We start from the raw sequence: 24,997 nt of genomic DNA, 5'->3' as shown, positions 1-24,997 counted from the left end.
TTTATCCAAGGACACGAAAGTATGCTTAACCGGTTAAAACAACTTCAAACATCAACCAAAGGCTACATTGGCATTCCAATTGTCTTGCTAATGATTTTGGCAATGGTGATTTTACCTTTGCCTCCCCTGCTATTGGATGCGTTGTTTACCTTCAATATCGTCTTGGCAATCCTAGTATTGCTGGTCAGCACTACCGCAAAGCGACCATTAGACTTCTCTGTTTTTCCAACGATTTTGTTAGTCGCGACATTATTACGTCTTACACTGAACGTCGCTTCCACACGAATCGTACTCCTAGAAGGACATAATGGGGGGGATGCGGCAGGTAAAGTCATCCAAGCGTTCGGTGAAGTCGTTATTGGCGGTAACTACGTCGTTGGTATGGTGGTGTTTGTTATCTTGATGATCATCAACTTCGTCGTAATTACCAAAGGTGGCGAACGTATCTCTGAGGTGTCAGCGCGCTTTACTTTGGATGCCTTACCGGGCAAACAGATGGCGATTGATGCCGACTTAAATGCCGGTCTTATCGATCAGGAAACCGCTCGATTGCGTCGTAAAGAAGTCGCTAACGAAGCCGATTTCCACGGCTCGATGGACGGTGCCTCAAAGTTTGTGCGAGGCGATGCTATCGCTGGTTTGCTGATTCTGTTTATCAACATCATTGGTGGTATCAGCATCGGCGTCTTTGAGCATGGACTCGCAGCATCTGACGCCTTTAAAACCTACGCACTACTTACAATCGGTGATGGCTTAGTAGCTCAAATTCCGTCACTTCTATTGGCAACGGCTGCAGCGATTATCGTTACGCGAATTAATGATAGCGATAATGGCATGTCGGAAACCATGCAAAAACAATTGCTGGCAACCCCGGCGACACTGTTTACCGTCGCAGGCATCATGGCTGTGATAGGCATGGTACCAGGCATGCCACATTTGGCCTTTTTTGCTTTCGCGGGTGCTTTAGCTTTCGCGGGTTGGCGTCAAACGAAAAAGCCCGTGCAAGACTCCCAAATCGAGGAAGTCGAAGCACTTTCACAAGCCATGCAAGAGGACGATACACCACTTACGTGGGACGATATTCCTCATGTTCAAACGTTGTCGCTTTCCCTGGGCTACCGTCTCGTTCACCTAGTCAACAAAGAACAAGGTGCACCTTTATCACAGCGTATTCGCGGTGTGCGCCGTAACCTATCTGAACAAGTCGGCTTTTTATTACCAGAGGTGCGTATTCGAGACAACCTAAGCCTTAAGCCGAATCAGTATACAATTTCTCTCAATGGCGAAGTGATCGAACAAGGCTTTATCGAGCCAGAACGTTTGATGGCGATTGCAGTCGGCGAAACGTACGGTGAAGTAGATGGTATTTTGGGCAGTGATCCTGCTTACCAATTACCAGCAGTGTGGATTGAACATCAAGACAAAGCGAAAGCGCTGAACATGGGTTATCAAGTGGTCGATGATGGCACGGTCATCGCGACTCATATTAGCAAGATAATGAAAACAAACCTTGCTGAGTTGTTTACGCACGACGATGTTGAAGCCATGACGCAACGTTTGACACAGCAAGCACCGAAGTTAGCCGAAGCCCTAGCCGCGGCACTTAACCCTGCGCAGCAACTCAAAGTATATCGCCAGTTGTTACTAGACCAAGTGCCACTAAAAGATATTCGCACGATTGCTAACACGATGTTGGAATCCGCAGAAAACACTAAAGACCCGATTTTACTGGCATCTGATGTGCGTTGCGCACTAAAACGCACGCTCGTAAACCTGATTGCGGGACAGAAAAACGAATTAAATGTCTATGCTCTCTCTGATGAACTAGAACAAATGCTACTGACTTCGCTACAACAAGCACAATCTTCTGGTACAGTAATGTTAGACAGCTTCCCAATTGAGCCAAATATTCTTGGTCAGTTCCAACAAAACTTGCCACTGATAAGACAACAGCTCAAACAACAGGGATTACCTCCGATTCTTCTCGTTATGCCTCAGTTACGTCCACTTCTGGCTCGTTACGCACGCACATTTACGCAAGGACTGGCAGTATTGTCTTACAACGAAATTCCAGAAAACAAACAAATCAATGTGGTAGGAAACCTTGGTTAATCTTATTTCAACACATGCGATGTACGAACATTTGGTTGGTCTCGCAGTACAACATATCGTCACGGATGACGATCAATTAGTATTTGATGCTTTAAAGCACAATGACATTCAACACGCGTGCCAAGCCATTCGCGAGACTCAATCAGGAGAGGTAGAATTCCAACACCTGACGTTGAGATTTGGCACGCGTGGCGAACAAAGCGTCTATCAATTCGAACTCTCTGAACAAATGCAGTACTGCCTAGATTTGTTCAGCCTTTATCTCGCATTGCGACAAACACAGTTTCAGCTAGAAGCCTTTCACCCCGACTTAATCAGTAACGTCGTCGTACCGATAAGAATTGACGCATTACTATGGGAGCCAGGCATATACTTTCTCGAACAGATGATTCAGTTTCACTCTTCCGCTTTTCAACATGTGATTCCTTCTCTTCAAGCAGACAAAACGCTATGCGCCTATGATAAAGTCTCAGCGCTGATAGAGAAGTTAAGAGAAAACGCCTACTCACTTTGGTTTGAAGTCGCGACATCACAAGTGAACTTCGAACGAGTCGCTGACTTTAGCCCCGACATGATCAAACTATCGGTCACATTAGAGGATAAAGAAGAAAGACATGCTTTCCTACCGATTGCTAAGTTCTTAAGAAAGCACAAATACCCTTGGGTAGCCGGGCGGGTAGCGAGCCAAACAGAGCTAAACCGCTATCGCTTGTTAGGGGCCAATTATTACTTTGGTTATTTCAGTGACATCCCGACCTCCCTCTCTTTTCAATCTTTTGGTGAGGAATGACAGAATCCTAACTATTAATCTTTATAAAACAGCGCGAATTATTCGCGCTGTTTTTTTATTTATAACGAAGAACGACAATATTGATAGGTGACTGCTTCCCTGATTAAGTCAGGCTTATTCAGGTTATTTGATGTTATATCTGTACTTTCATGGAATACAAGTCACTAAAAATCATCAATTTTGATCTTTTTTAGGAATTTTTTAATTTTCAAATTAATCATTAAAGCTGACCGACCGCCTCTAGTTAGTGACTAGGGAATATCCCGAGGCCTGAAAGATATAGTGACTAACTAAGGAGACTAAGATGGCTTTATCAATGCACACTAACTACGCATCGCTTGTAACTCAAAACACTCTGAACAACACAAGCGGTCTTCTAAACACTGCGATGGAGCGTCTAAGCACGGGTTACCGCATCAACTCAGCAGCAGATGACGCTGCGGGTCTACAAATTGCTACTCGTCTTGAATCTCAAACTCGTGGCATGAACGTAGCGATGCGTAACGCACAGGACGGCATCTCTATGATGCAAACTGCGGAAGGCGCAATGGATGAGATGACAAACATCACATACCGTATGAACGACCTTGCAACACAAGCTTCAAACGGCTCTCTATCTGCAAACGACCGTACAGCACTAAACGCAGAATACCAACAACTAGGTTCAGAACTTGCTAACATCATGTCTTCTACTAGCTTTGGTGGTAACAAGCTTCTATTAGATGGTGCTGGTCAATTTGAGCAAGCTGCTGTTACTTTCCAAATCGGTACGCAAGCTGGTGAACAACTATCAGTCGACGTTTCTGGTCAAGTTCAAGCAATCAACACTGCTGTTGGTACTGCTGGTGCTCTAGCAGTAGGTGACCTAACGTCTGCAGCAAACGCGCAAACTGCAATGACAGCACTAACTGGTGCGACTGGTGAAGCTGGTCTTCTAGGTGCAATCGGTACTGCACGTTCTGCGTTAGGTGCAAACATCAACCGTCTAGAGCACACAATGACTAACCTAGGTAACATGGTTGAAAACACTTCTGCAGCGAAAGGCCGTATCACAGATGCAGACTTCGCAGTTGAATCTTCAAACATGACTAAGAACCAAATGCTAATGCAAGCTGGTACGACCGTTCTTTCTAAGACTAGTCAGCTTCCTGGTATGGCAATGTCACTACTACGCTAATTATTTAGTTAATAGTGCGCTCAATTTAAATCGTCCTAATGATAAAGCCTTCCCGCGGAAGGCTTTATTTTTATCTACGAATATAAATAGCGCTAGTATTACCAGTCAGGTGCTCTGGAATTCGAAAGCCTATTTTTAACATTATATTGTGTAGTATTTTATTAAATAGTTCTAGCTCTACAGGTTCAACTCTGTTTTCTAATTGGCTAAGTCTAAGCTCCGGGAATTTAGACATTGCTTCCTGTTGAATACTAGCGATTTCATCAGAATTAATACTCTGTTTGCTAAGTAGCTTTGTGCTAATAAAACCCTCATATGCACGAGCACATTTCATTAATCGTAAAGCAAATTCATTCATAACAGACATTCTTTTTAAGTGGTGGTCTAATTAATACAAGATCACTTGCATATGTAACCTCTTCAAAATAATACCAAAACACAATTAAAATACCGTATCAGAATTATCTGAATTGAATAGAGGGAAACACTTAATACAACTACGTCCTATTCAGCTCCCCCTATCTAACATCATAACTACAATTAAATATTTTCTGCCTCTAGGTCGCCTTTTCTATTAGGGAAAAGTAATTATCCCTTTAGAGGAATGCGGAATATCCAAGGTGGAAACATAGCTTCCTCTCAACAAAAAACATCAACTTAAGTTATTGTTTTGTAAAAACTTAAACATACGGCACGCATCTTGCGATGAAAAGTTAAACCAGACTTAAAAGAACACTATTTAAGTCGACTAAATATGAGAGAGGGAGCGACCTCATGAGTTCGTTAGATCCAATCACTATGGCAACGCAGTTCGCCACTTTAGATGTTCAACCATTCCAACAGCGCTATCAGCTACAAACGAACAAGTATCAGGCTCAACTTTCCGCATTAGGCAAAGTTGAAACCGCGCTACGAGACTTTCGTACTGCAATCAATGAGATGAATAGCAATACAAACAGTATTGTTAAGAACAGCGCTACGCTGTCTCAAGAAGGCAACTTTACAGCCAGTGCAGATGCCAAGGCTCTTACAGGAAATTACCAAATCTTCGTAGAGCAAGTAGCAACTTCACATCAAGTTTCAACCGGCATGCCCGCAGACCTTGAAGCAACAACGGAGATTCCAACAACCGGCTCACTTGAGTTCACTATAAACGGTGAATCAATGACGCTGGATTTATCAACCGTCGATAGTGACGGAGACGGAGTCGCTACCGTTAGCGACCTTGCAAGCGCAATCAACAACAATGTGGATAATCCTGGCGTCAGCGCAACACTAGTTCGCTCAAACGGTCAAACACATTTTATGCTATCGAGTACAGAAACTGGTGTTGCCAATAAAATCAACGTATCAGCCTCTGGTACAGGTCAAGCATGGTTTGAAGATGCATTCACTAACCTAAACCAAATTAGCGCCCCGCAAGATGCCGTTATGTGGTTGGGATCTAAAGACTCAGGTCTCAAACTGACGAACGCAAGCAACACTTTTGAAGGCGTAATTGACGGTGTTGATATTACGGTCTCAAAAGCGCAGTCAGCAGGCGACGCACCTATTAGCTTGAAGGTCGGTGCGGATAGTGAGGGAACAAAAGAGCAATTGGATAAGTTTGTTGAAGCATATAACACTCTTATGGGCGCAATGAACCAACACACCCAAATAGGTGGTGAAGACAAAAAACGCGGCGTATTGGCAAGCGACCCTACACTGCGCTCTATTGAAAGCCAATTAACAAGCTTAGTCCGAGGTGAGCATGGCGGCATGCGTTTAAGCGAGATCGGTATCAGTCTAGATCGCAACGGCAAAATGAAAGTTGACCAAGAAAAGTTTAAAAACGCACAACAAAACAACAGTGCTGGTTTAGAAGCAATCTTTAATGGTGATGGTGCGTTACTTGATTCCATTGATGACATGGTGGAACCGTTTTTGAAGTTTTCATCAGGTACTTTCAAATCTAGAAAAGACGCTTTGCAAGCAAATCTAGACCGAGTCGAAGATAAACAGACCACATTAGAGCGCAAGTACGAGATGTCGTACAACCGCTACCTAAAACAATTCACTCAAATGAACTCAATTATGACCCAAATGAGCCAAACCATGACAATGTTTGGCTAAGCCTTTAGGAGAAAAAACTCATGCTTATGGACTCTGGCTATGACTCGTACCAACAAGTCGATCTCGACGCGCAAGCGGCAGCAGCAAACCCACACCAATTAGTCATTATGTTGATCGATGGCTTACTTGATGAAGTTGAACGTATTCGTGGCCATTTGGCTGCGAATCGCTTGGCTGAGAAAGGTAACGGAATCAACAAATGCATGAACATCTTGATTGGGCTCACAAGCGCTCTAGATGATGAGAATGGTGGCGAAATTGCTGAAAACTTACGCCAGCTGTATGACTTCTGCCAAGTTGAGCTTTATTACGCCAGCGTGCAGAACGATGCGAATCGCTTGGTTAATGTCGAGCGTGTAATGGGTAACATTCGTGAAGGTTGGATGAATTTTGGACAACAAGCATAAAGTGTCGCCAGAGCGATTTCGTCATTTATCTCAGCTCATCCAATTCGCTACAAAAACAGCAGATTGGCATGCGCTTAAGCGCTATGACTTGCAGTTGCGAGAGCTATTGATCAGTCACAAACCTTTTTTGAAGGATCCTAAGCTTGCACCTGAAATTCAACGTGCCAAAACCGTTCATGCTGATGCATTCGCTAGATTAGAAAAGTCGAAGAACGAGTTAGAAAAAGAGATGAACATGGTCAATGACCATCAAGAGCGCGCTATGGCCTATCAATTAGCGATGACCATGGAGCTAACTCAATGATCGTATCTCCTTCAACTCAAATATCCGGCAATGCATCACCTAGCCATGAAGGCAACATAAAACAAGCAAGAGCTGTACACGGTTTTTCTCATAACCCTATGTCTGAGCATAGCCAGTATGACGGCCAAGGTTTCGCCTCAACTTCAACCGTGCCGAGTTTTCATCTTACCGCTCCAGCTTTGGACAGCGAAGAAAAGGCGTATGATCGTGGTTCGGATACTGACGAACACTCGGCTTCTGAAGCAGATGCTCACCTGACAAGTACACTGGGTTCAACAGAATCACCTGATCTTGCTATGCAAGCTCAGGCTCTAACCCAGAGTATGCTCACTATGGCCGAAAAGCAGCCGGGTCAGTTCGGAAAAACTCCGCCTTTAGCGGTAGCTAACGACGTTAAGTCTGCAACACAAAACTCAAATAACGCCTTGCTAAACACCTCTCCAAAGCAACAAGAGGTGCAACAAAGCCAACCGATGTCATCGAACTCGCGTCTATCAATCTCCAGTGCCGACTTTCAGACCCTATTGAGTCAACCAGCTCAAGGGCAACCAACGGCCTCACCACTCCAAGGACAAACACCAACGCCACAAGCCCCGAACACCGCCGTTGCCACGAGTCATATTCAAACTCAAGGCTCTGAGTGGGCGGCTGTGCGCGTTGACACCAGTGCTGGAAAATGGGGAGAGCAAATGATGCAAGTTCTGCATGACCGTGTGACTCTTCAAGCGCAACAAAATGTACAAGAAGCCAAAATCCGCCTCGACCCACCGGATTTAGGTAAGCTGGATTTACTTGTACGTGTTGAAGGCGACCGACTAAGCGTGCACATCAATGCCAATACAGCCGCAACACGAGAAGCTTTAATGCAAGTGTCTGAGCGTCTGCGCACAGAACTGCAAGAGCAGAACTTCGTCCATGTCGATGTCAACGTGGGCTCTGATCAAAGCCAGAGTCGCAATGACCAACATACAAATGAAGAAGACGCCACTATTTTCGCAGCACGAGAATCTGGTGCATTCCAAACCACAACAACAAACTATTCAGAACACTGGCTGAACACTCAAGCCTAGTTAATCCTCGAGGAAAAAGGTTATGACCAAACAACAAATGATCGCCCTGTTTATCGCCATGATCATCACCAGCGCCCTCGTTTCGGCCGCCACGATTATGGGCGGAATCTGGTACTTAAACAAACACGCTCAAGAGTCACCTGACTCTGGTTCCTTGATCGATGATTCTCCATTGTCATTTTTAGTCACAGAAGAACCGACAAGCAAAGGTCCTAGCTTCCATCCTTTAGACAAAGTCGTTTTGACCGTAAAAGGTAAAAAACAGACTCACTTTGTCATGCTAGAACTAGCAATTGAAACACGCCGTCCTGAGCGCATCAAAGACATTGATGAGTACATGCCAATGGTACAAAACTCATTATTAAAATTGTTTAGCGACAAAACATTTGATGAGTTACAGCAAGCGGGTGCCATCGATATTCTGCAAAACGAAGTAAAACAAACGCTTTTACTGGCTTTTGCTAAGACAGACATCGTTCGCGAAATCGACGATGTTTTGTTGACTAAATATGTTGTGCAATAACGGAGCACAACCATGTTAGACATGAATATACAAGACACCTATACCACAGAAGAGGAAGTGACGACGCCATCACGCCCAATTGACGAAAATGCACTGCTGCAACGTCATCAAGTTATGGTGAAACGCGTCGTTAACCAGCTACGTGTTCATGCCACTTCTCACTGTAGTATTGAAGATATGCAGCAAATTGGCCTTATCGCTCTAGTTGAAGCTGGACGCCGATACGGCGATGTTGACGATCCTCATTTCCCTGCCTTTGCCGTGTGTCGCGTTCGAGGTGCAATTTTAGACGAATTACGCCGGTTAGATTGGCGCTCACGTAAAACTCGCCAACAGGCTCACGAACTCAACGACGTGACTCGAGATCTCACACGCTCTTTAGGTCGGATGCCTACGGATGCAGAAATCATCCAAGCCTTGGGGACGAATGAGCAGGACTATTACAACCGCCAAAATGCCGCCCTTGCGGGAGAGATGCAAAGCCTTGACCAACTGATGGAAAGCAGTGGTGATAGTTATATTGGCGGGCAATATGATGGCATGGAACATGAGCATATTCGTCGCAGTTTAGATAGCGCTTTAGGCAAATTGCCGAAGCGTGATCAATTGCTGCTTACTCTGTTCTATCAACATGAACTCAACTTACACGAAATAGCTCTGGTATTGGATCTGACACCACCTCGTATATGTCAGCTTCACAAACAAGCGCTGAAACAACTCAACCAATTAATGTCCTCTTAGGAGTCACAAGATGCAAAAGTTTTTTGGAGTCCTCACTATCCTGGTGTGCGTCTTCGGTGGATACATGTGGGCCGGCGGTAACTTAGGCGCTATCTGGCAACCAGCCGAATTCCTTATCATCATTGGCGCTGCTGCTGGTTCTTTGATCATCGGTAACCCACCTCACGTACTGAAAGAAATGCGTCGCCAAGTGCCTGCGACCATCAAAGGCCCGACAGAAGAGCATGAGTACTACATGGAATTAATGGCGCTGCTCAATAACTTGCTCGAGACAGCGCGCAACCGTGGTTATAAGTTTCTCGACTCTCACATTGAGTCGCCAGAACAGAGCTCTATGTTTCTCGCTTACCCGACGATTGCTGAGGATCATCGCCTAATTTCTTTCATTACTGATAATTTACGTTTAATGGCAATGGGACAAATGTCGCCTCATGAATTAGAGGGACTGCTAGAGCAAGAAATTGAAGCTATCCAAAACGAAATGCTTTTGCCTTCACGCTCACTACAGCGTACAGCAGAAGCACTACCTGGCTTCGGTATTCTTGCAGCAGTTGGTGGCATCATTATCACCATGCAGGCCATTGATGGCTCAATCGCTATGATTGGTTATCACGTTGCAGCAGCTCTCGTAGGTACATTCATTGGTATTTTCGGTTGTTACTGTGGTTTAGACCCACTAAGTAACGCCATGGCTCAGCGAGTAAAACGTAATATGACTGCTTTTGAATGCGTACGCGCAACCTTGGTTGCCTACGTAGCGAAGAAGCCGACATTGCTCGCCATTGACGCTGGTCGTAAACATATTCAGCTAGACATCAAACCAACATTCAACCAAATGGAGAAGTGGTTAGCTGAACAGGAGGGATAATGCAAAAACAAGAGCATGTAGTGTTCAAACGTGCCAAAGCACACAGCCATGATGAACCTCATGGCGGCGCGTGGAAAGTCGCGTTTGCTGACTTCATGATCGCCCTAATGGCGCTGTTTCTTGTGCTTTGGGTTATGCAAGTGGTAGACAAAGAAGAGCGTAAAGCAATTGTCGCCCACTTACATAGCTCAAGCGTATTCGACAAGAGTTACGGTAATCCATTTGATACTTCACAAAGTATCTCTCCTATTGACTTGGCACAGGACTCTTCTGTGCCAAGTAAACACAATTCCAACCACGTGGTAAGCTCATACTTTCGAGGTGACGGCGATGGGCCAGAAATCGACTCGTTGATTCCTGGTAACTTCGATACTCAGGAGCAACTTGCAGCGTTGGCGAAAGTCATTGAACGAATGACCGCTCAGATTAACGCACAAGGAAATGTCAACGTCACCGTGACCCCACAAGGCCTACGTATCGTCCTTCAAGATGATTACAAACAGCATATGTTCAGTCGTGGTGGCGCAGAGCTAACCCCTTTCTTCGAAGACTTATTACTTGCACTTGCGCCTGTATTTCAGCGTGTGAACAACCCACTGATCATCAGCGGACATACGGATGCGATTCCATTTAAAAAACGCTTTGGTCGTCAATCAAACTGGGCGCTATCTGCATCTCGAGCTGATGTCGCAAGAAATACGCTGGTTGAAGGTGGCATGCCGGATGATCGAGTCATGCAGGTCACAGGCATGTCGGATAGAGCACTGCTTAACCCTGATGAACCAGATTCAAGCGAAAACCGCCGTATCGAGCTGTTCGTTTTAACGACGCCAGCAGCCAAAGTACTCGAAACTCTTTTTGGTAACCACCAAGAAAGTGAACTGCAAAAAGCGAAAGATAAAGCCGAATTTAACCAACCAGTCATTCGACAAGAAGTCATCAATTACTCGGGTGATACGGCCACCAACGAAGTAAATATTCAAGAATTATAACCTCAAAAGGTCACCTCGCCTGATGGTGACCTTTCTAACTGAAACCTCTGTTACTGTGACTTTTTAGTTGAGTTCTATATGCACATAACACCATCCGAAAACAAAAAACGCGATCTGTTGAAGAAAGCCTTTTTATGGTTAATTGTCTTCGACTACCTTTTATTGGCGTTTTTCTTAACTCAGCTATCCAGTTTAACGCTTAACAGTGGGACCATGATTAGTATGCTGCTCGTCGTCTACAACGTCTTACTCGTTTCTCTGTGCTTTCAAAGAACCAATAAACAGGACTCTTATATTATCTACCCTGTTTTATCCGCGACGTTGTTGGCATTTGTCTGCTTTCTTTATTTCTTTTTTTTAATTTAGATACCAGACTCCACCATTGATTTGATTTTTAATGCTTTTTCGAAGTGGTCGAGCCGATGGGTCTGAATCCACCACGTAGCCGCCTCCATCAACTGTTCAGGATCATCATTTTTGTTGGCGAAAAACGCATAAAATGAGAGCCCAACCTGCTCACCTTTGCTTTCGATCTTTTTGTCACAGACCTCTATTATTTTGTCTCTCAATGAAGCTCTCATTTCTATTCCCTTACGCTAGTACATACTCACTAACCATACGGTTGAAAGAAATCAGATCAAACGAACCTTTAATTTCAAAACGTACTCTTCCCACCTCACTCATGAAGAACTCAATTTCACAATCTAAGTCAAAAGTACCAGACGTCTCGATAGAAAATGCATTGATCTTGCTATAAGGCAGCGACGTGTAATCCACTTTTGAGCCCGTAATCCCTTGCACATTCGCCGCAATCACTCGCTTGTTGGTAAACACCACTTGGTCGCGAACCGTTTTAAAGCCCGCAAATACCGACTCGCCATCAATAAGAAACTTGTGAAAATCTTCCCTAACTTTTGATACCTCAATGGGTTTAAGCTTAAACACTGATGAATTGTCGAAATCGATCATAGTCATTCCTTTTTAGTTGATAGCGAACAAACTCAACGTAGCAGATACACAGACCGTTGCCTATCAGCTAAGTACCATCTTTCGATTTCAAACCTAGGAAAAAATTCAACAAAGTGCATTACTTCCAGCCCTGCCGCCATAGCTCTGGGTCTTTCAGCTCTTGCCAGTTCATCTCTTGCTCACGTTTACTCATAACCGCCTCAATGACACATTTCACAACATTGCCGTCTTCATCCAGTTCCATTTCAGTTACGACAAAGTGCTTCTCTTTATTTTTAGGTGACGTCGCCGTCCATTTGCTGTGCAATAGCTTCTTGGGGTGAATTTTATTCATAGTGGTATACCAATTTAACTAGCATCTTTATGTATACGACTGAATACCAAGAGAGAATCAGATTTTATTTTTAAGCATCCACGAAAAGAAAAAGCCGCAAAAGAGGTCATCCCCTAATGCGGCCTTACTTGCAACCCAATTAGGTCTTTTGACCGTTCAAACGAGGGTTTAAGTACTGACTCTGTAGCAACTGCAACGCCTTACCAACCAGCACAATCACCACCGCGCCAATCAATACGGGCGTGAACAGAAAACTCCACCCCTGCCCAGATGCCATGATCAAGATTGGATTTGCGCCCGCAGGTGGATGCGTTGTCTTCGTAATCAGCATTGCTGACACTCCTAACCCAGTCGCAATCGCGAGGGTGATTGGCGTGATCTCAACATATTGGCTAAACGCAATACCGATAGATGCCGTAATGAAGTGACCAATGATCACATTTTTTGGTTGAGCGAGAGGGCTGCTAGGCACCCCAAACACCAACACCGCCGTAGCACCAAATGGCGCCATGAGAAGTACAACCTCAGTAAGAGACACCTCGGCGTAAGACAACACACCAATAGCCAATGTCGCACCAAGCCCCGCGACCAACGATAAAATTAAATTATTCATAAACACCTCAAAGTAGACCGAATTGTCTACAAATTAAAATAGACAAACCTGTCTACCTTTGTCAATATGTGTTTGTAGAACTTTTTGAGGACGTAGTTATGAACAAAAAGAAACAGTTATTGATCGATACCGCGTTGTCGCTGTTTTACAAACAGGGCATCAACTCCATTGGCATCAATGAAGTCCTTAAAGTATCTGGCGTGGCTAAACGCACGCTGTACAGCCATTTTGAAAGCAAAGAAGCGCTCATCCTTGCCGCACTAGAACAACGCCACCAAATCTTCATGGCGTGGCTAGAGGAGAAACTGTCATCAGCACAATCGAGCACAGACGTGATCGACCAGTTGTTTACCGCGCTTAACGGCTGGTTTCATGGTTCTGAGGAAAAATTGGGCGAGTTTCGCGGCTGTTTTTTCATCAACACGTCCGCCGAATTCAGTGACGACCGCGGCGAGATTGCAACGTATTGCCGCCACCATAAACAACAGGTTCGTGAGCTAATTCAACGCTATCTCAAATCAGACAACACATCATTACTCAATGCCATTTGCATCATGAAAGAAGGTGCCATCACCACCGCTTACATGACAAAAGAGTACGACGACGTCACAAAGAAATGCGTGGAAATTTTGCATAAGCTGTAACGGTAAGAAAGCAAGAAACGAATCGACCGAGCACCAAACTGGCGAGAATATTCAGAAATGGTAAGGTTATTTTATCCACCTAATGAGACACGCTTGATATGAAAATTGGCGAACTGGCGCAAAAAACTGGCCTTGCTCCCTCGCGTATTCGATTTTACGAGCGCATCGGGCTGCTAAAAACCGTGACCCGTAAAGCCAACGGGTACCGCGAGTATCCGCAAGAAGCACTAATGATTCTGGACATGATCACAACGGGTCAGCAAGCTGGCTTCAGTTTGGATGAACTAAGTGCCTTACTGCCATCCGACCTTTCTAACTGGGATCATCATCAGTTATTGACAACCTTGCAGCAAAAAATCCAAGAGCTCGACGAGCTTGAGCGAAAAATTTCGCAGAGTAAAAGCAAGTTAAAAGAAGTACTTAAAGAGATTGAAGCTAAGCCAGATGACATGGACTGTGCAATGAATGCAAAACGCGTCATGTCTCAACTTGGTCAAACGATTCTGACCAAAGAAAATCCCTCAAATAAAAAATAAGACCGTCACCAAATCAAAGCAATGTTAACAAGCGAAGCTTTACTCTTGATGTTGGGTTAAAGTTTCGCCAATTCCCCTGCCCGCCACTAAATTGAGTCTGTCAAAACCATTCGCCCTTAGCTCAGGTGTGCCATCTCCTTGTTTCTATACTCAATAAAAAATCAATCCAATTTATCCTCAAAATGTGGGTTGACCTTAAACCTAACTTTAACGTTAGGATGAATATCAAAGTAACACAGCAGGAGATTGGTGAATGCAAACGATATTGGGTGCAAGTGGGCAAATTGGCCGTGAGCTGGCATTAAGCCTAAAACGAAACTTTACGAGCGACATACGTTTGGTGAGCCGCAATCCGCATCGAGTCAACGAGACGGATCAACTGGTAAAAGCGGACTTGCTGGACGCGAAACAAACATCAGATGCCGTAAAAGGTTCTAGTATCGTTTACCTTACTGCAGGGCTACCAATGGATACCCAACTGTGGGTGGAACAGTGGCCAACAATGATGCGTAATGTCATCGCCGCATGTAAAACTCATCAAGCAAAGCTTATTTACTTTGATAATACCTACATGTACCCGCAAACGGATACGCCTCAACAAGAAGATGCACCATTTCAACCCAATGGAGAAAAAGGTCGAATTCGTGCGGTCATTACTGACATGCTGCTAGAATCGATGAATCAAGGAGAAATCGAAGCCGTTATCTGTCGTGCTCCGGAGTTTTACGGCCCGGGGAAAACGCAAAGCATCACTAATTCCGCCATTATCGATAATCTACTTAACCAAAAGAGCGCAAAAGTGTTTTTACGTGATGACACCAAACGCAGCTTAATTTATACGCCAGACGCAAGCCGAGCGATGGCGCTAATTGGGAATACGCCCGATGCTTACGGACAAACTTGGCATTTGCCTTGCGATGATCGTCGACTGACGTATCGGGAGTTTATCGCTGTTGCAGCAAAGGTTTTTAACGTTCAGCCGAAATACAAAGTCATCAAGCGCTGGCAATTGTGGCTAGCTGGGCGATTTAATCAAACCATTCGAGATGCTGCCGAGCTTTTGCCTCGCTACGAATCTGACAACCTTTTTGTTTCGGATAAGTTTCAGACTCGTTTTCCAGATTTTCAAATCACCACATTCGAACAAGGCTTGACCACAATTCAACAAGAAAAAGCCAATGACCAGAAACCTCTTTAAGCAGGCATTGATAGGAGCTTTTTGATGAAATATAACACACCGGCATCATCCCCAGATCGTTGGATCATATACGGAGCCAATGGTTATACAGGCGAGTTGATTGCGAGAGAGGCCGTAAAACGGGGTCACCACCCAATCCTTGCAGGTAGAAGTTTAGAGAAAGTACAAAGCCTAGCGGCTGAACTAGGGCTGCAAAGTCTTGCTTTTTCTCTTGAGGATAAAAGCAGCGCGATCCAGCATATTTCGGGTTCCTCACTGGTATTAAACTGCGCAGGCCCCTTTTCTTCGACAGCAAAACCTATGATGAAAGCGTGCCTAGAAGTAGGCGCACATTACCTCGATATTACAGGTGAGATCTCTGTATTTGAGTTTGCACAAACGCTGCAATCACAAGCAAAGGAAGCTAGTGTCGTATTGTGCTCCGGTGTTGGTTTTGATGTTATTCCAACGGATTGCATTGCAGCCACATTGAAAGCTGCGCTACCAGATGCAACACACTTGTCTCTCGGTTTTGACTCTCGCTCTGGTTTTTCTCCGGGCACGGCGAAAACGTCTGTCGAAGGTTTGGCTCAAGGCGGAAAAGTGCGACTTAACGGAAAAATCACCACCGTTCCGCTAGCGTATAAAGTTCGCAACATTGATTTTGGTGACGGCGAAAAACTTGCGATGACCATTCCGTGGGGCGATGTTTCAACCGCCTATTACACCACGGGGATTGAGAATATTGATGTTTTTGTTCCCGGATCGCCGAACATGATAAAAAACGCTAAACGAGCGAATTGGGTTCGCCCCCTTCTCGGCATAACCTGGGTACAAAGCCTCATAAAAAGCCGTATTGAAAGAACCGTAAAAGGACCGAATGAGGAGCAAAGAAACCAATTACCCACATATGTGTGGGGTAAAGCAAGCAACAAACTCGGACAAAGCAAAACAGCACGAGTACAAACGGCCAATGGCTACAGCTTAACCGTAACGGGATCTCTGGCGATTGTAGAACACCTGCTACATACGAAGCCTGAAGCCGGTGTATACACCCCCTCTAAGCTCATGGGCTCCAATTTTGTGTCGCAGCTTCCCGGCTCTAGTGGCATAACCATTGAAGAGTAAACAAAAAGGCACCAATCGGTGCCTTCTGCATTAACAGGGGTTGAGGCCATCACAACTCGTGTTCGGTACGAGCGATGATGTCATCCTGCGCGTCTGGTGACAGCGCGGTAAAGAAGGCTGAATAGCCCGCAACTCGTACGACAAGGTCACGATATTGCTCAGGGTTCTTCTTCGCTGCCAGCAAGGTTTTACGAGAGACGATGTTGTACTGCACGTGCCAACCTTTATGGTGATTAAAGAAGGTACGAATCAGCATCGATAGCTTGAGCTTATCCCCTTCTGAAGCGACAGCCGCTGGGCTTAACTTCTGGTTAAGCAGCACACCACCCAAGATTTTATTAGCTTGAATTTTACCGACTGAGTTGTACACCGCCGTTGGTCCCAAACGGTCAGAGCCCGATGCTGGACTTGCGCCTTCTGCCAGTGGCGTTTTCGCTTTTCGACCATCTGGTGTTGCCATCGTGGATGCGCCAAATGGCACGTTAGCAGAGATGCTCGATGTTCCTGCGTAGTAGCCACCGCCAATTGGTCCGCGCCCATGACGTGTGTTGACAAATTGCGCCAACTCATCGATATAAACTTGGTAAGCATCAGCCAGCAGTTGGTCGACATAATCGTCGTCATTGCCGTATTTTGGCGCGAAGTTGATTAAGCGTTGGCGAAGTTGTTCGTTCTCAATACCATCGAAGTCTTCTTCTAATGCTTTTGCCAATTCCGTTTGGCTGATTTGTGCTTCTTCAAACACCAAATGTTTGATCGCCGCCAAACTGTTACCCAAATTGGCGATACCCACTTGCAAGCCAGATACCCAATCGTATTTCGCTCCGCCTTCTTTTACTGTTTTACCACGCGACAAACAGTCATCCACCAGCGATGAGCAGAAAATATCTTGCGCTTGCTGCTCAAGCACACTGTCGACTACGGTATCGATCTCTATCGATTTACGTGTGTAGTAGCGAATTTGCTTCGCCCAAGAAGCGGTGACTTGCTCAAAGCTCTCGAAGTTACCTTTTGCTAGCGACTTATCATGCGGCAAGAAGGCTTTGCCCGTCGTTGCATCCACACCTTCGTTAAGCGCAGCCAGTAAAATACGCGCAAAATTAATAAAGCTCATGCCCGTGCAACGGTAACCCCATTTGCCTGGAACAGCGGTTTCAATACAGCCAATAGACGCGTAGTTGTAAGCGTCTGCTTTCTCGACGCCTAGCTTGATGAACTCTGGAATGACGATTTCATCGTTGTTGAATGCAGGCATACCGAATCCGCATTTGATCACTTCAATACAGCCCATCAAGAACTCTTGATTCAGACCTTCATGATAGCGAACACTCAAGTTCGGTTGTGTGGAACGTAGCTGACCACAAGACTCTAAAATCGCCCAAGATAGCGGATTTACGGCGTCTTCAGGTTCTCCATTCTCATTCAGCTTTTGGCCACCGATACAGACATTTTGATACAGAGGAGAACCTGCCGATGCTTTTGAGTGCGCGCCAGAGCGAATCTTGTTTACTTCAAGCAATTTCAACCAACAGCTTTGCAATAACTCAAGGGCGAACGCTTTGTTCATCGTGCCACTTTCAAGATCACGCACGTAGTAGTCGTTTAGGAACTGGTCCATCCGACCGAATGAAACAGAGTGGCCATTCGATTCAATTTGCAACATCAACTGCACAAAATAGCTCAGTTGCAGAGCTTGCCAGAAGTTGGTTGGCGCATGGAAAGCCACATGACGACAGTTTTCTGCGATTGTCTCCAGTTCCGCTTTCCTCTCTGGTCGCGTTTCGTTTTGTGCCATTTCCAGAGCGAGATCGGCGTAACTCACCATGTGCTCCTGAATCGCAAGCAAGACAATTTCGACGGACTTATAAAACTGCTCTTTCTTCAACCCTTCATACGTCGACATATCGTTATTAGCGCGATGCTGACGAACCTCATCCAGCAGACCGTTCATACCGATCTTCAGGATTTTTTCGTTATCCACCGCAAGGTGCGCGTCGCCCGAAGTCATGTTGCCCTCGGCTTTAATGATGGTGCTGGCTAGGATCTCTTGTTGCTCGTCGGTAAAAAGTCCATAACAGCGATCTTGAACCGTTTTACCGCGCCAGTATGGCGTAATGGCGTGAATGCTTTGTTTGTCTTCTTCACTTACCGCAAAACCAGCCCCAGGTCGGTCGGCCAGTTCGTCGATTTCCGCTTCAATCCAACGCACCGTGTATTCAGGGAAGATCGGCGCAGCGCGTACTTTGCTCGCTTGGTTGCCTACAATCAGCTCGTCGTGCTTAATCCAAATGGTGCGAGTGCGTAAGTGCTCTTGTAACGCCAACGCTCGTTGCACAATCACAGGTTTGTCTTCATTTGCCTGATACGCTCGAGTATAAGCCTCTGCGCGCTCAGTACAGATAGGCGGCGTTACGATGTTGACCAGTGCCGATTTGTGGGCTTTGATTCGCTCTGGAAGGGTATGTAGGTCCATGGTTAACCTCTAACAATCACGTTAAGTTGAGTATGTTCGCTTGCGTATTGCATTGCGTTTTCTAGCAGTTCTGGATTATTTAATGGTTTGTCAGAACACTCGTAAGGCATATCGAGCAAACGGTATTTATTGATGCCGAGGGTGTGATACGGCAGCAAGTGAAGTTCTTGACAGCTTTCTAAAGAAGCAGCGAAATCAATGATCGCTTTGAGCTCATCAATGGTGTCATTGAAGCCCGGCACAACCGGCACACGAATCACAATGCGTTTGGCAATCGGTGCCAATTTTCTAAAATTGTCTTTGATGCGTTTTAACGATCCCTTCGCCCAGCGGAGAAACTTTTCTTCGTCGGTGTGTTTAAGATCCGCTAACCAGCAATCGATATACGGCGCGACTTTTTCTACGTTTTTCCACGGAACATGCATGCACGACTCCACCGCCGTAGACACATGGTTTTGATACAAACGTTCGGCAAGTTCTGCTACAAGATTTGGCTGCATCAGCGGCTCGCCACCAGAAAACGTCACGCCACCTTGGCTTTGATCGTAGAAAGGCTTGTCTTTCATCAACACTCCAAACAGGTCGTCCGATTTCGCCGCTTCTCCACATATGCTGAGCGCTTGTGTTGGACATACGTTTCGCAGCGCAATGATCTGCGCTTCGCTCATGGCTTTTCGATTGATGATGATTTGATCGTCAATGCGTCGAATACCATCGCTCGCCATGTCGCCGTTTACGGTTTGTTTATAAGCCGACACACAAAGCTGGCAGTCCGCTATACAACTGCGCTCATCAAACAGCAGAGAGTGCTTTTCACTGCGGCTTTCTGGGTTTTGGCACCAAGGACAGGACAAACTGCATCCCTTCAGAAACAGAATGGTGCGAATACCATCACCATCGTGGGTCGAGAACCTCTGAATATTGAAATACATTGCTGTCCGCCTCTTGGTTTGCTCTTCTACTTTTCACGCTTTTCTTTTTCTGAAAGCTTCATTTGATAATGAAATATTGGCACTTAACTTTCGCTTTATGAAATTATTATAGTTTCAATTGAAATTACAGTTGATCAAAATCAAGATCTCAGCGGATTGTCAGATCTATAGTGATCCCATCATCAAAACGAAGATTTTGTATAAGGTAGAACCCATGATCGAACTCTATTTAGATACTGCTGACGTGGCAGAAGTAAAACGCTTTAACCAATGCCTACCTCTGAAAGGGGTAACCACAAATCCAAGTATTTTGGCGAAATCAAAACAAGGCTTGAACCAAACCTTAGCTGGCATGCAAGAAGCGTTAGGGGGCACACCCCGTTTCCATGCTCAAGTGGTGAGCACAACTGTAAAAGGCATGGTGGAAGAAGCACGCCAAATCCATGAATTACCCTATGATATGGTCGTCAAAGTGCCAGCAACCGAAACGGGCTTAGCGGCAATTAAGTTAATGAAAAAAGAGGGAATTCAGGTGCTCGCCACTGCTATTTACTCTGCTCAGCAAGGTTTCCTTGCGGCATTGTGCGGCGCTGACTATCTTGCGCCTTATGTGAACCGTATTGATGCGATGAACGGAAACGGTGTAGAAGTGGTCGCAGACCTGCAATTGCTACTGGATCAAAACCAACTGCCTGCAAAAATTTTGGCAGCAAGTTTTAAAAATACCCAACAAGCGATGGAAGTGATGAAGTTAGGCATTGAAGCGATCACCTTGCCTGTCGATGTGGCCGCGCAGATGTTTTCTCATCCAGCAGTTCAGCCGGCTGTCGATCAATTTGATAAAGACTGGAAATCCGCGTTTGGCAACAAACTTTCATTTGAAAGTTAAGCGTAAAATTATCGAAAGTCCCATTCCTCCTCGATCGAGGGGCTTTGATATGGGAATCTCTGAGAAAAAGTAACATTCGCGCAGGCAACTGTATGTATATGCGACTTACGAAGAGGTTCCCACCCCACTAATCTCGCCTCTCCCTTCACGCAAAGCACTCTATTCGTAACATCACTACTGACGAACAACGCTCGTTCCACAAGCAAAAAATTTTTGCTTCAAGCCGACAAACTCACAAGCGAAACGCATCAATAAGTCGGTAATTATTAATTTTATCTATTGGAAATGAACACTGTTCATTTATAATCAGCGAACCTAACGCAGTAACAAGGAATCCACTTCATGAAACGCATTGCGCTTCTCTTTGCCATGTTTGCATTACTTTCTGGTTGTAGCAGCATGTCGCCAGAACAATGCCAAACCGCAGATTGGTATCGCGTCGGCTACCAAGATGGCCGCTCAGGCAACAACCCAAACATTTTGTACGAATACATTAAAGACTGTCGCGAAGCAGGCGTAACGCCAAATCACGTTGAGTGGAAAGACGGTTTTGATAAAGGCACCATTCTTTACTGTTCGCCAGACAATGGTTACGCGGTGGGTGTAGAAGGAAAAACCTACTATGGCGTTTGCTCTAACGATCTTTTCCTTAAAAACTATCAGTTAGGCCATCAAGAATATCAGCGTCAACAACGCATTAATGCGTTAGATGCGGAGATATCACGCCTTGATCATCAATTGGATGCAAACTTAGATAAAGACAACGCGAAGCGTATTAGAGAGAGAAGAAAACAACTGGCGCGTGAGCGTGCATCACTCATCTCGCCAGGAGCTAATTACTACTTTAACTTTTAGTCACGATGGGCTACAACGTTAGGGTCATAAAGCGGCTGTTTGGATCAGGTTGATAGTCGCCAAACGGCTCGCAGTGCGCGAAGCCATGTTTTTCATATAGGCGATGCGCGGGTTCAAAAAATGCCATCGACCCAGTTTCCAAACTTAGACGTTGTATCCCCTGATGTTTCGCTTGCTCAATCACGTGATTGAGTAAGCGGGATGCCACGCCCTGTTTTCTCGCCGACGGCGTCGTACGCATCGATTTCAACTCTGCGTGACCATCTTCTAGTTGGCTCATTGCCACACATCCCAATAGCTGCTCACCATCCCAGCCCGTCCAAACCGTGATTGAAGGCAACTTCAACTTGCTTACATCTAACGCATGCACGCTCTCTGGTGGCGATGTAGCGTACATGTCCTGTAAATGCTCTTCCAACAACGCAATCACCTGCGGCCGTTCTAAATTGTCGATTTCAATTCTCATATTTCCATCCTTGGTGTTTTTCTAGTTAAAGCGGTTGTCTCATAATGTGCTGCGGTCCAACGGGGCCGCCGTGGTAAAGCTCATTGGTATCTTCAAACCCTGATTTTAAGTAACACTGATAAGCGGGTATGTTGCGGCAATTCACGGTGAGATAAAGCGCATCAAACTCGGGATAATGGCGTTTGGCGAAATCGGCAAACTGTTGAATGGCTTGCTTGGCGATGCCTTTGCCTTGATGACGGTGATCCACCAGCAAAGCACGCACGCCTAAGCTGTTTTTCGGGCAAAAATCGTATTTCTCGCTGTAAGCAGCATCGAACAGAAAAAAACCAACCACGTCATCGTCTGCCAAAATCAGATGCGGAAGTTCTGTAGGTTCAAGACGTGTCAGCATTTCACCCACATCCGCGACCGTAAACTGCGATTGCTCTTCTAGCACGCTAAGTTCGCAAGTTTGTTCATGTCGCTCAGGCGAATACTTTTCAATAGTAATCATAATCTTCCTTGTTGTTTTTATGCTCAATTCATACAGGGTATGTCGTAAATAGAAATACCTAGTGTCGTATTTCCCACTCGCAGGCAAACGTTTAGCACTCTATTATCCTCGCCATTCGATAGAGAGGTTTCCATGTCCCGTTTTTTACTTTGTAGTTTTGCACTCGTTTTACTCTACCCTACTGCCATTGATTTGTATCTTGTTGGTTTGCCTCAAATTGCGTCAGATCTCAACGCCAGTGAATCTCAGTTGCATATTGCGTTTTCGATCTATTTAGCTGGCATGGCTACCACCATGTTATTCGCGGGGAAAATTGCAGACTCTGTGGGACGAAAGCCTGTTGCCGTCGTCGGCGCGATGATCTTCGTGCTCGCGTCTTTTCTCGGCGGGATGGCCGAGCAACCAAACGCTTTCTTGATTGCTCGCTTTTGCCAAGGCATCGGAGCTGGATCTTGCTATGTCGTCGCGTTCGCGATTTTACGCGACACGTTAGACGATGAGCGCCGCGCGAAAGTATTGTCGATGCTCAATGGCATCACCTGTATCATCCCAGTGATCGCACCCGTGATTGGTCACTTGATTATGCTGAAATTTCCTTGGCCGAGTTTGTTTACCACAATGGCAGGAATGGGCATTCTCGTCAGTGTATTGGCCATTTTTGTTCTCAAGGAATCACTACCCAGCCAACAACGTGAAGAACAGACAGCGCCAGAGAGCCATCAAGAGACTTTCTTCGAGCGATTTTTTATCAGTAGGCTGATCATTACTGCGCTTGGAGTGACCACCATTCTGACCTTTGTTAACGCTTCACCAATTGTCGTGATGAGCATGCTTGGTTTTGATCGCGGTGGCTATTCTTCCATCATGGCAGGGACTGCGACGATCAGTATGTTGATTTCGTTCTCGGCGCCATTGGCATTGGGGATTTTCAAGCAGCGTACCTTAATGATCACCTCTCAAGTATTGCTCGCTTGTGCAGGCATCGTGCTCAGTGCTGCCCATTTCCATGATGAACGATCTCTTTACTATGTATTCGGACTTGGGCTGATTTGCGCTGGCTTCGCTTGTGGCTTTGGCGTGGCCATGAGCCAAGCGCTCAGCCCATTCTCTCAACAAGCTGGCGTGGCAAGCTCGTTACTGGGCATTGCTCAAGTTTGTAGTTCAGCGTTCTATATTTGGTTTATGGGTTTCATCGGCGTTAGTGCTCTAAATATGTTGGTGTTTATCTTAGTGTTAGGTAGCGTAATCAGCCTTGCTCTAATACTATTGATTCCAAAGCCTGTTCACGATACCCATTATGAAGAAATCCCTAGCGCGACTTGATTTAAACTTATTGTTCACTCTGCAATTATTGCTGCAAGAACAAAGCGTCTCGAAAGCCTCGAAAAAGCTGAACGTTACGCCCTCTACCGTAAGTAAGTCGCTCAACAAACTTCGTCATTGGTTCGATGATCCTTTGTTTGTCAAAACACCTAAAGGTCTTGCGCCAACACCTTTGGCGCAAAGCATGGAGCAAGATCTTGCAGAATGGCTGCAAATTGGCAGCCAGATTGCAGAAAAACGCAGCGATATTACGCCTAAAGGAGTGCGTTTTGATATCACGATTGAGTCGCCATTAGTGCTCACGGTGCTGGACAGACTCATCGTCGCTATCCACCAGCGATACCCTGAAGCGAAAGTAAAAACCAGTAACTGGGATTACGATTCACTCGACGCCATCATTCGAGGCGAGGCGGATATCGGTTTTACCGGCCGAGAAAGTCACCCGAGATCGAAAGAGTCGTTGGATCTTCTGCCGTATTTTTTGGATTTTGAGATTCTTTTTTATGACCTGCCGATGGTGTATTTACATAAAGATCATCCGGCATTACAGCAAGAGTGGAATCTCGAGACCTTTCTGAGCTACCAACACATCAATATTGTTTGGGAAAAAAGTGAAACTTGGGCGTTGGATGAAGTGTTAACGGAACTAGGGCTACAGCGCTCTATCGGGCTGACGATGTCCAACTTTGAGCAATCCCTTTTTATGGCAGCGCAGCCCACGCATGACATGATCACCACCGCGCCGCACTATTGCAAAAGCTACACAGAAAAGCTGCATCTCGATTTGGTGTGCTTGCCAATTCCGTTAGACCAAACTCAACAAGACAAGTTACTGATTCCATTTACCATGATTTGGCATAAACGCAATGCGTACAATCCCAAATTGCTATGGTTGAAAAACACCATCAAGTCATTGTACGAACAACCATCCCTACCACAGTAACACTCAGGCTAAGGTCAGGTTTTCTTTGGTGATTTTTGATGGTTTTCTCGCTCTGACAGCTATAACTAATCACTTTATCAACTAATGAAAAAGGTCGTTTGACGCTACACTCAATCCATATTT

29 protein-coding genes are annotated in these 24,997 nt (G+C 45.4%); 20 read left to right on the top strand and 9 right to left on the bottom strand.

Features of this window, described 5'->3' with window-relative positions:
- Nucleotides 1-21: 21 nt before the first annotated feature.
- The 3 genes from flhA (at nt 22) to lafA (ending at nt 4,079) form a co-directional block, all read left to right on the top strand.
- A complete protein-coding gene (gene flhA, locus B7360_RS01085; protein WP_085342543.1) occupies nt 22-2,112 on the top strand; it encodes a flagellar biosynthesis protein FlhA in 2,091 nt (696 codons plus the stop codon).
- A 19-nt stretch (nt 2,113-2,131) separates the two neighbouring features.
- Entirely contained in the window at nt 2,132-2,902 is a 771-nt protein-coding gene (locus B7360_RS01080; protein ID WP_046875750.1) for an EAL domain-containing protein, read from the top strand.
- A gap of 304 nt (nt 2,903-3,206) precedes the next feature.
- On the top strand, nt 3,207-4,079 hold the full coding sequence (lafA, locus tag B7360_RS01075; RefSeq protein ID WP_046875749.1) for a lateral flagellin LafA: 873 nt from the start codon (nt 3,207-3,209) through the stop codon (nt 4,077-4,079).
- Nucleotides 4,080-4,149: 70 nt separating this feature from the next.
- On the opposite strand, the gene B7360_RS01070 is transcribed toward lafA, so the two are convergent.
- Nucleotides 4,150-4,437, bottom strand: coding sequence for a hypothetical protein (locus tag B7360_RS01070; RefSeq protein WP_048625399.1), 288 nt, complete (start codon nt 4,435-4,437; stop codon nt 4,150-4,152).
- Between the two features lie 416 nt (nt 4,438-4,853).
- Between B7360_RS01070 and fliD the strand changes: the two genes are divergently transcribed.
- The 9 genes from fliD (at nt 4,854) to B7360_RS25180 (ending at nt 11,462) form a co-directional block, all read left to right on the top strand.
- Nucleotides 4,854-6,191 (top strand): flagellar filament capping protein FliD, encoded by a 1,338-nt coding sequence (gene fliD, locus B7360_RS01065; protein WP_085342542.1) that lies wholly within the window; start codon nt 4,854-4,856, stop codon nt 6,189-6,191.
- Nucleotides 6,192-6,211: 20 nt separating this feature from the next.
- Nucleotides 6,212-6,598: a flagellar export chaperone FliS gene (fliS, locus tag B7360_RS01060; RefSeq protein WP_005375014.1), complete on the top strand. Its 387-nt coding sequence runs from the start codon at nt 6,212-6,214 to the stop codon at nt 6,596-6,598.
- On the top strand, nt 6,582-6,902 hold the full coding sequence (locus tag B7360_RS01055; protein WP_005398525.1) for a hypothetical protein: 321 nt from the start codon (nt 6,582-6,584) through the stop codon (nt 6,900-6,902). The genes fliS and B7360_RS01055 overlap by 17 nt, the downstream gene beginning before the upstream one ends.
- Complete coding sequence (locus B7360_RS01050) at nt 6,899-7,972, top strand: flagellar hook-length control protein FliK (RefSeq protein WP_085342541.1); 1,074 nt, start codon at nt 6,899-6,901, stop codon at nt 7,970-7,972. Before B7360_RS01055 ends, B7360_RS01050 begins: the two co-directional genes overlap by 4 nt.
- Before the next feature lie 22 nt (nt 7,973-7,994).
- Nucleotides 7,995-8,495, top strand: coding sequence for a flagellar basal body-associated protein FliL (gene fliL / locus B7360_RS01045; protein WP_005398533.1), 501 nt, complete (start codon nt 7,995-7,997; stop codon nt 8,493-8,495).
- A 12-nt stretch (nt 8,496-8,507) separates the two neighbouring features.
- A complete protein-coding gene (locus B7360_RS01040) occupies nt 8,508-9,236 on the top strand; it encodes a FliA/WhiG family RNA polymerase sigma factor (RefSeq protein ID WP_005396579.1) in 729 nt (242 codons plus the stop codon).
- A gap of 10 nt (nt 9,237-9,246) precedes the next feature.
- Nucleotides 9,247-10,104 carry a flagellar motor stator protein MotA gene (motA, locus tag B7360_RS01035; RefSeq protein ID WP_005396580.1) on the top strand — a complete coding sequence of 286 codons (858 nt, stop codon included), beginning with the start codon at nt 9,247-9,249 and terminating at the stop codon, nt 10,102-10,104.
- Complete coding sequence (locus B7360_RS01030) at nt 10,104-11,096, top strand: flagellar motor protein MotB (protein WP_005396581.1); 993 nt, start codon at nt 10,104-10,106, stop codon at nt 11,094-11,096. Before motA ends, B7360_RS01030 begins: the two co-directional genes overlap by 1 nt.
- Before the next feature lie 78 nt (nt 11,097-11,174).
- Complete coding sequence (locus B7360_RS25180) at nt 11,175-11,462, top strand: hypothetical protein (protein ID WP_031780567.1); 288 nt, start codon at nt 11,175-11,177, stop codon at nt 11,460-11,462.
- On the opposite strand, the gene B7360_RS01020 is transcribed toward B7360_RS25180, so the two are convergent.
- From B7360_RS01020 to B7360_RS01005, 4 genes are all read right to left on the bottom strand, one after another.
- On the bottom strand, nt 11,459-11,677 hold the full coding sequence (locus B7360_RS01020; RefSeq protein ID WP_085342540.1) for a DUF6500 family protein: 219 nt from the start codon (nt 11,675-11,677) through the stop codon (nt 11,459-11,461). The genes B7360_RS25180 and B7360_RS01020 overlap by 4 nt on opposite strands.
- Nucleotides 11,678-11,687: 10 nt before the next feature.
- Complete coding sequence (locus B7360_RS01015; protein ID WP_005396583.1) at nt 11,688-12,065, bottom strand: PH domain-containing protein; 378 nt, start codon at nt 12,063-12,065, stop codon at nt 11,688-11,690.
- Nucleotides 12,066-12,183: 118 nt separating this feature from the next.
- Nucleotides 12,184-12,399, bottom strand: a complete 216-nt coding sequence (locus B7360_RS01010) for a TIGR02450 family Trp-rich protein (RefSeq protein ID WP_046875742.1) — start codon at nt 12,397-12,399, stop codon at nt 12,184-12,186.
- Between the two features lie 139 nt (nt 12,400-12,538).
- Complete coding sequence (locus B7360_RS01005; protein WP_005462762.1) at nt 12,539-13,012, bottom strand: HPP family protein; 474 nt, start codon at nt 13,010-13,012, stop codon at nt 12,539-12,541.
- 98 nt (nt 13,013-13,110) lie between these two features.
- Here B7360_RS01005 and B7360_RS01000 point away from each other — a divergent pair, with 98 nt between their 5' ends.
- The 4 genes from B7360_RS01000 (at nt 13,111) to B7360_RS00985 (ending at nt 16,497) form a co-directional block, all read left to right on the top strand.
- Entirely contained in the window at nt 13,111-13,656 is a 546-nt protein-coding gene (locus tag B7360_RS01000; protein ID WP_065646206.1) for a TetR/AcrR family transcriptional regulator, read from the top strand.
- 98 nt (nt 13,657-13,754) lie between these two features.
- Complete coding sequence (locus tag B7360_RS00995; protein ID WP_085342539.1) at nt 13,755-14,192, top strand: MerR family transcriptional regulator; 438 nt, start codon at nt 13,755-13,757, stop codon at nt 14,190-14,192.
- Between the two features lie 253 nt (nt 14,193-14,445).
- Entirely contained in the window at nt 14,446-15,390 is a 945-nt protein-coding gene (locus B7360_RS00990; protein ID WP_085342538.1) for an SDR family oxidoreductase, read from the top strand.
- A gap of 24 nt (nt 15,391-15,414) precedes the next feature.
- Nucleotides 15,415-16,497 carry a trans-acting enoyl reductase family protein gene (locus tag B7360_RS00985; protein WP_085342537.1) on the top strand — a complete coding sequence of 361 codons (1,083 nt, stop codon included), beginning with the start codon at nt 15,415-15,417 and terminating at the stop codon, nt 16,495-16,497.
- Nucleotides 16,498-16,546: 49 nt separating this feature from the next.
- Here B7360_RS00985 and B7360_RS00980 read toward each other — a convergent pair whose 3' ends face one another.
- Both B7360_RS00980 and B7360_RS00975 read right to left on the bottom strand, forming a co-directional pair.
- A complete protein-coding gene (locus B7360_RS00980; protein WP_085342536.1) occupies nt 16,547-18,970 on the bottom strand; it encodes a formate C-acetyltransferase/glycerol dehydratase family glycyl radical enzyme in 2,424 nt (807 codons plus the stop codon).
- Between the two features lie 2 nt (nt 18,971-18,972).
- Nucleotides 18,973-19,902 carry a glycyl-radical enzyme activating protein gene (locus B7360_RS00975; protein WP_085342535.1) on the bottom strand — a complete coding sequence of 310 codons (930 nt, stop codon included), beginning with the start codon at nt 19,900-19,902 and terminating at the stop codon, nt 18,973-18,975.
- Between the two features lie 214 nt (nt 19,903-20,116).
- Between B7360_RS00975 and B7360_RS00970 the strand changes: the two genes are divergently transcribed.
- Together B7360_RS00970 and B7360_RS00965 are read left to right on the top strand one after the other, a co-directional pair.
- Nucleotides 20,117-20,791 carry a fructose-6-phosphate aldolase gene (locus tag B7360_RS00970; RefSeq protein WP_085342534.1) on the top strand — a complete coding sequence of 225 codons (675 nt, stop codon included), beginning with the start codon at nt 20,117-20,119 and terminating at the stop codon, nt 20,789-20,791.
- 342 nt (nt 20,792-21,133) lie between these two features.
- Nucleotides 21,134-21,646 (top strand): DUF2799 domain-containing protein, encoded by a 513-nt coding sequence (locus tag B7360_RS00965; RefSeq protein ID WP_085342533.1) that lies wholly within the window; start codon nt 21,134-21,136, stop codon nt 21,644-21,646.
- A gap of 10 nt (nt 21,647-21,656) precedes the next feature.
- Here B7360_RS00965 and B7360_RS00960 read toward each other — a convergent pair whose 3' ends face one another.
- Together B7360_RS00960 and B7360_RS00955 are read right to left on the bottom strand one after the other, a co-directional pair.
- A complete protein-coding gene (locus B7360_RS00960; RefSeq protein WP_085342532.1) occupies nt 21,657-22,112 on the bottom strand; it encodes a GNAT family N-acetyltransferase in 456 nt (151 codons plus the stop codon).
- 25 nt (nt 22,113-22,137) lie between these two features.
- On the bottom strand, nt 22,138-22,608 hold the full coding sequence (locus tag B7360_RS00955) for a GNAT family N-acetyltransferase (RefSeq protein WP_005499894.1): 471 nt from the start codon (nt 22,606-22,608) through the stop codon (nt 22,138-22,140).
- Between the two features lie 132 nt (nt 22,609-22,740).
- On the opposite strand from B7360_RS00955, the gene B7360_RS00950 reads away from it, so the two are divergent.
- Entirely contained in the window at nt 22,741-23,931 is a 1,191-nt protein-coding gene (locus B7360_RS00950) for an MFS transporter (protein ID WP_085342531.1), read from the top strand.
- On the top strand, nt 23,906-24,874 hold the full coding sequence (gene yidZ / locus B7360_RS00945) for an HTH-type transcriptional regulator YidZ (protein WP_024702169.1): 969 nt from the start codon (nt 23,906-23,908) through the stop codon (nt 24,872-24,874). Before B7360_RS00950 ends, yidZ begins: the two co-directional genes overlap by 26 nt.
- The last annotated feature ends 123 nt before the right edge of the window (nt 24,875-24,997 follow it).

The sequence above is a fragment of the Vibrio sp. ArtGut-C1 genome, from assembly GCF_002105475.1.
In the GTDB taxonomy this organism is placed as follows: Bacteria; Pseudomonadota; Gammaproteobacteria; order Enterobacterales; family Vibrionaceae; genus Vibrio; species Vibrio diabolicus.
This window is presented reverse-complemented; position numbering and strand designations above follow the sequence as displayed.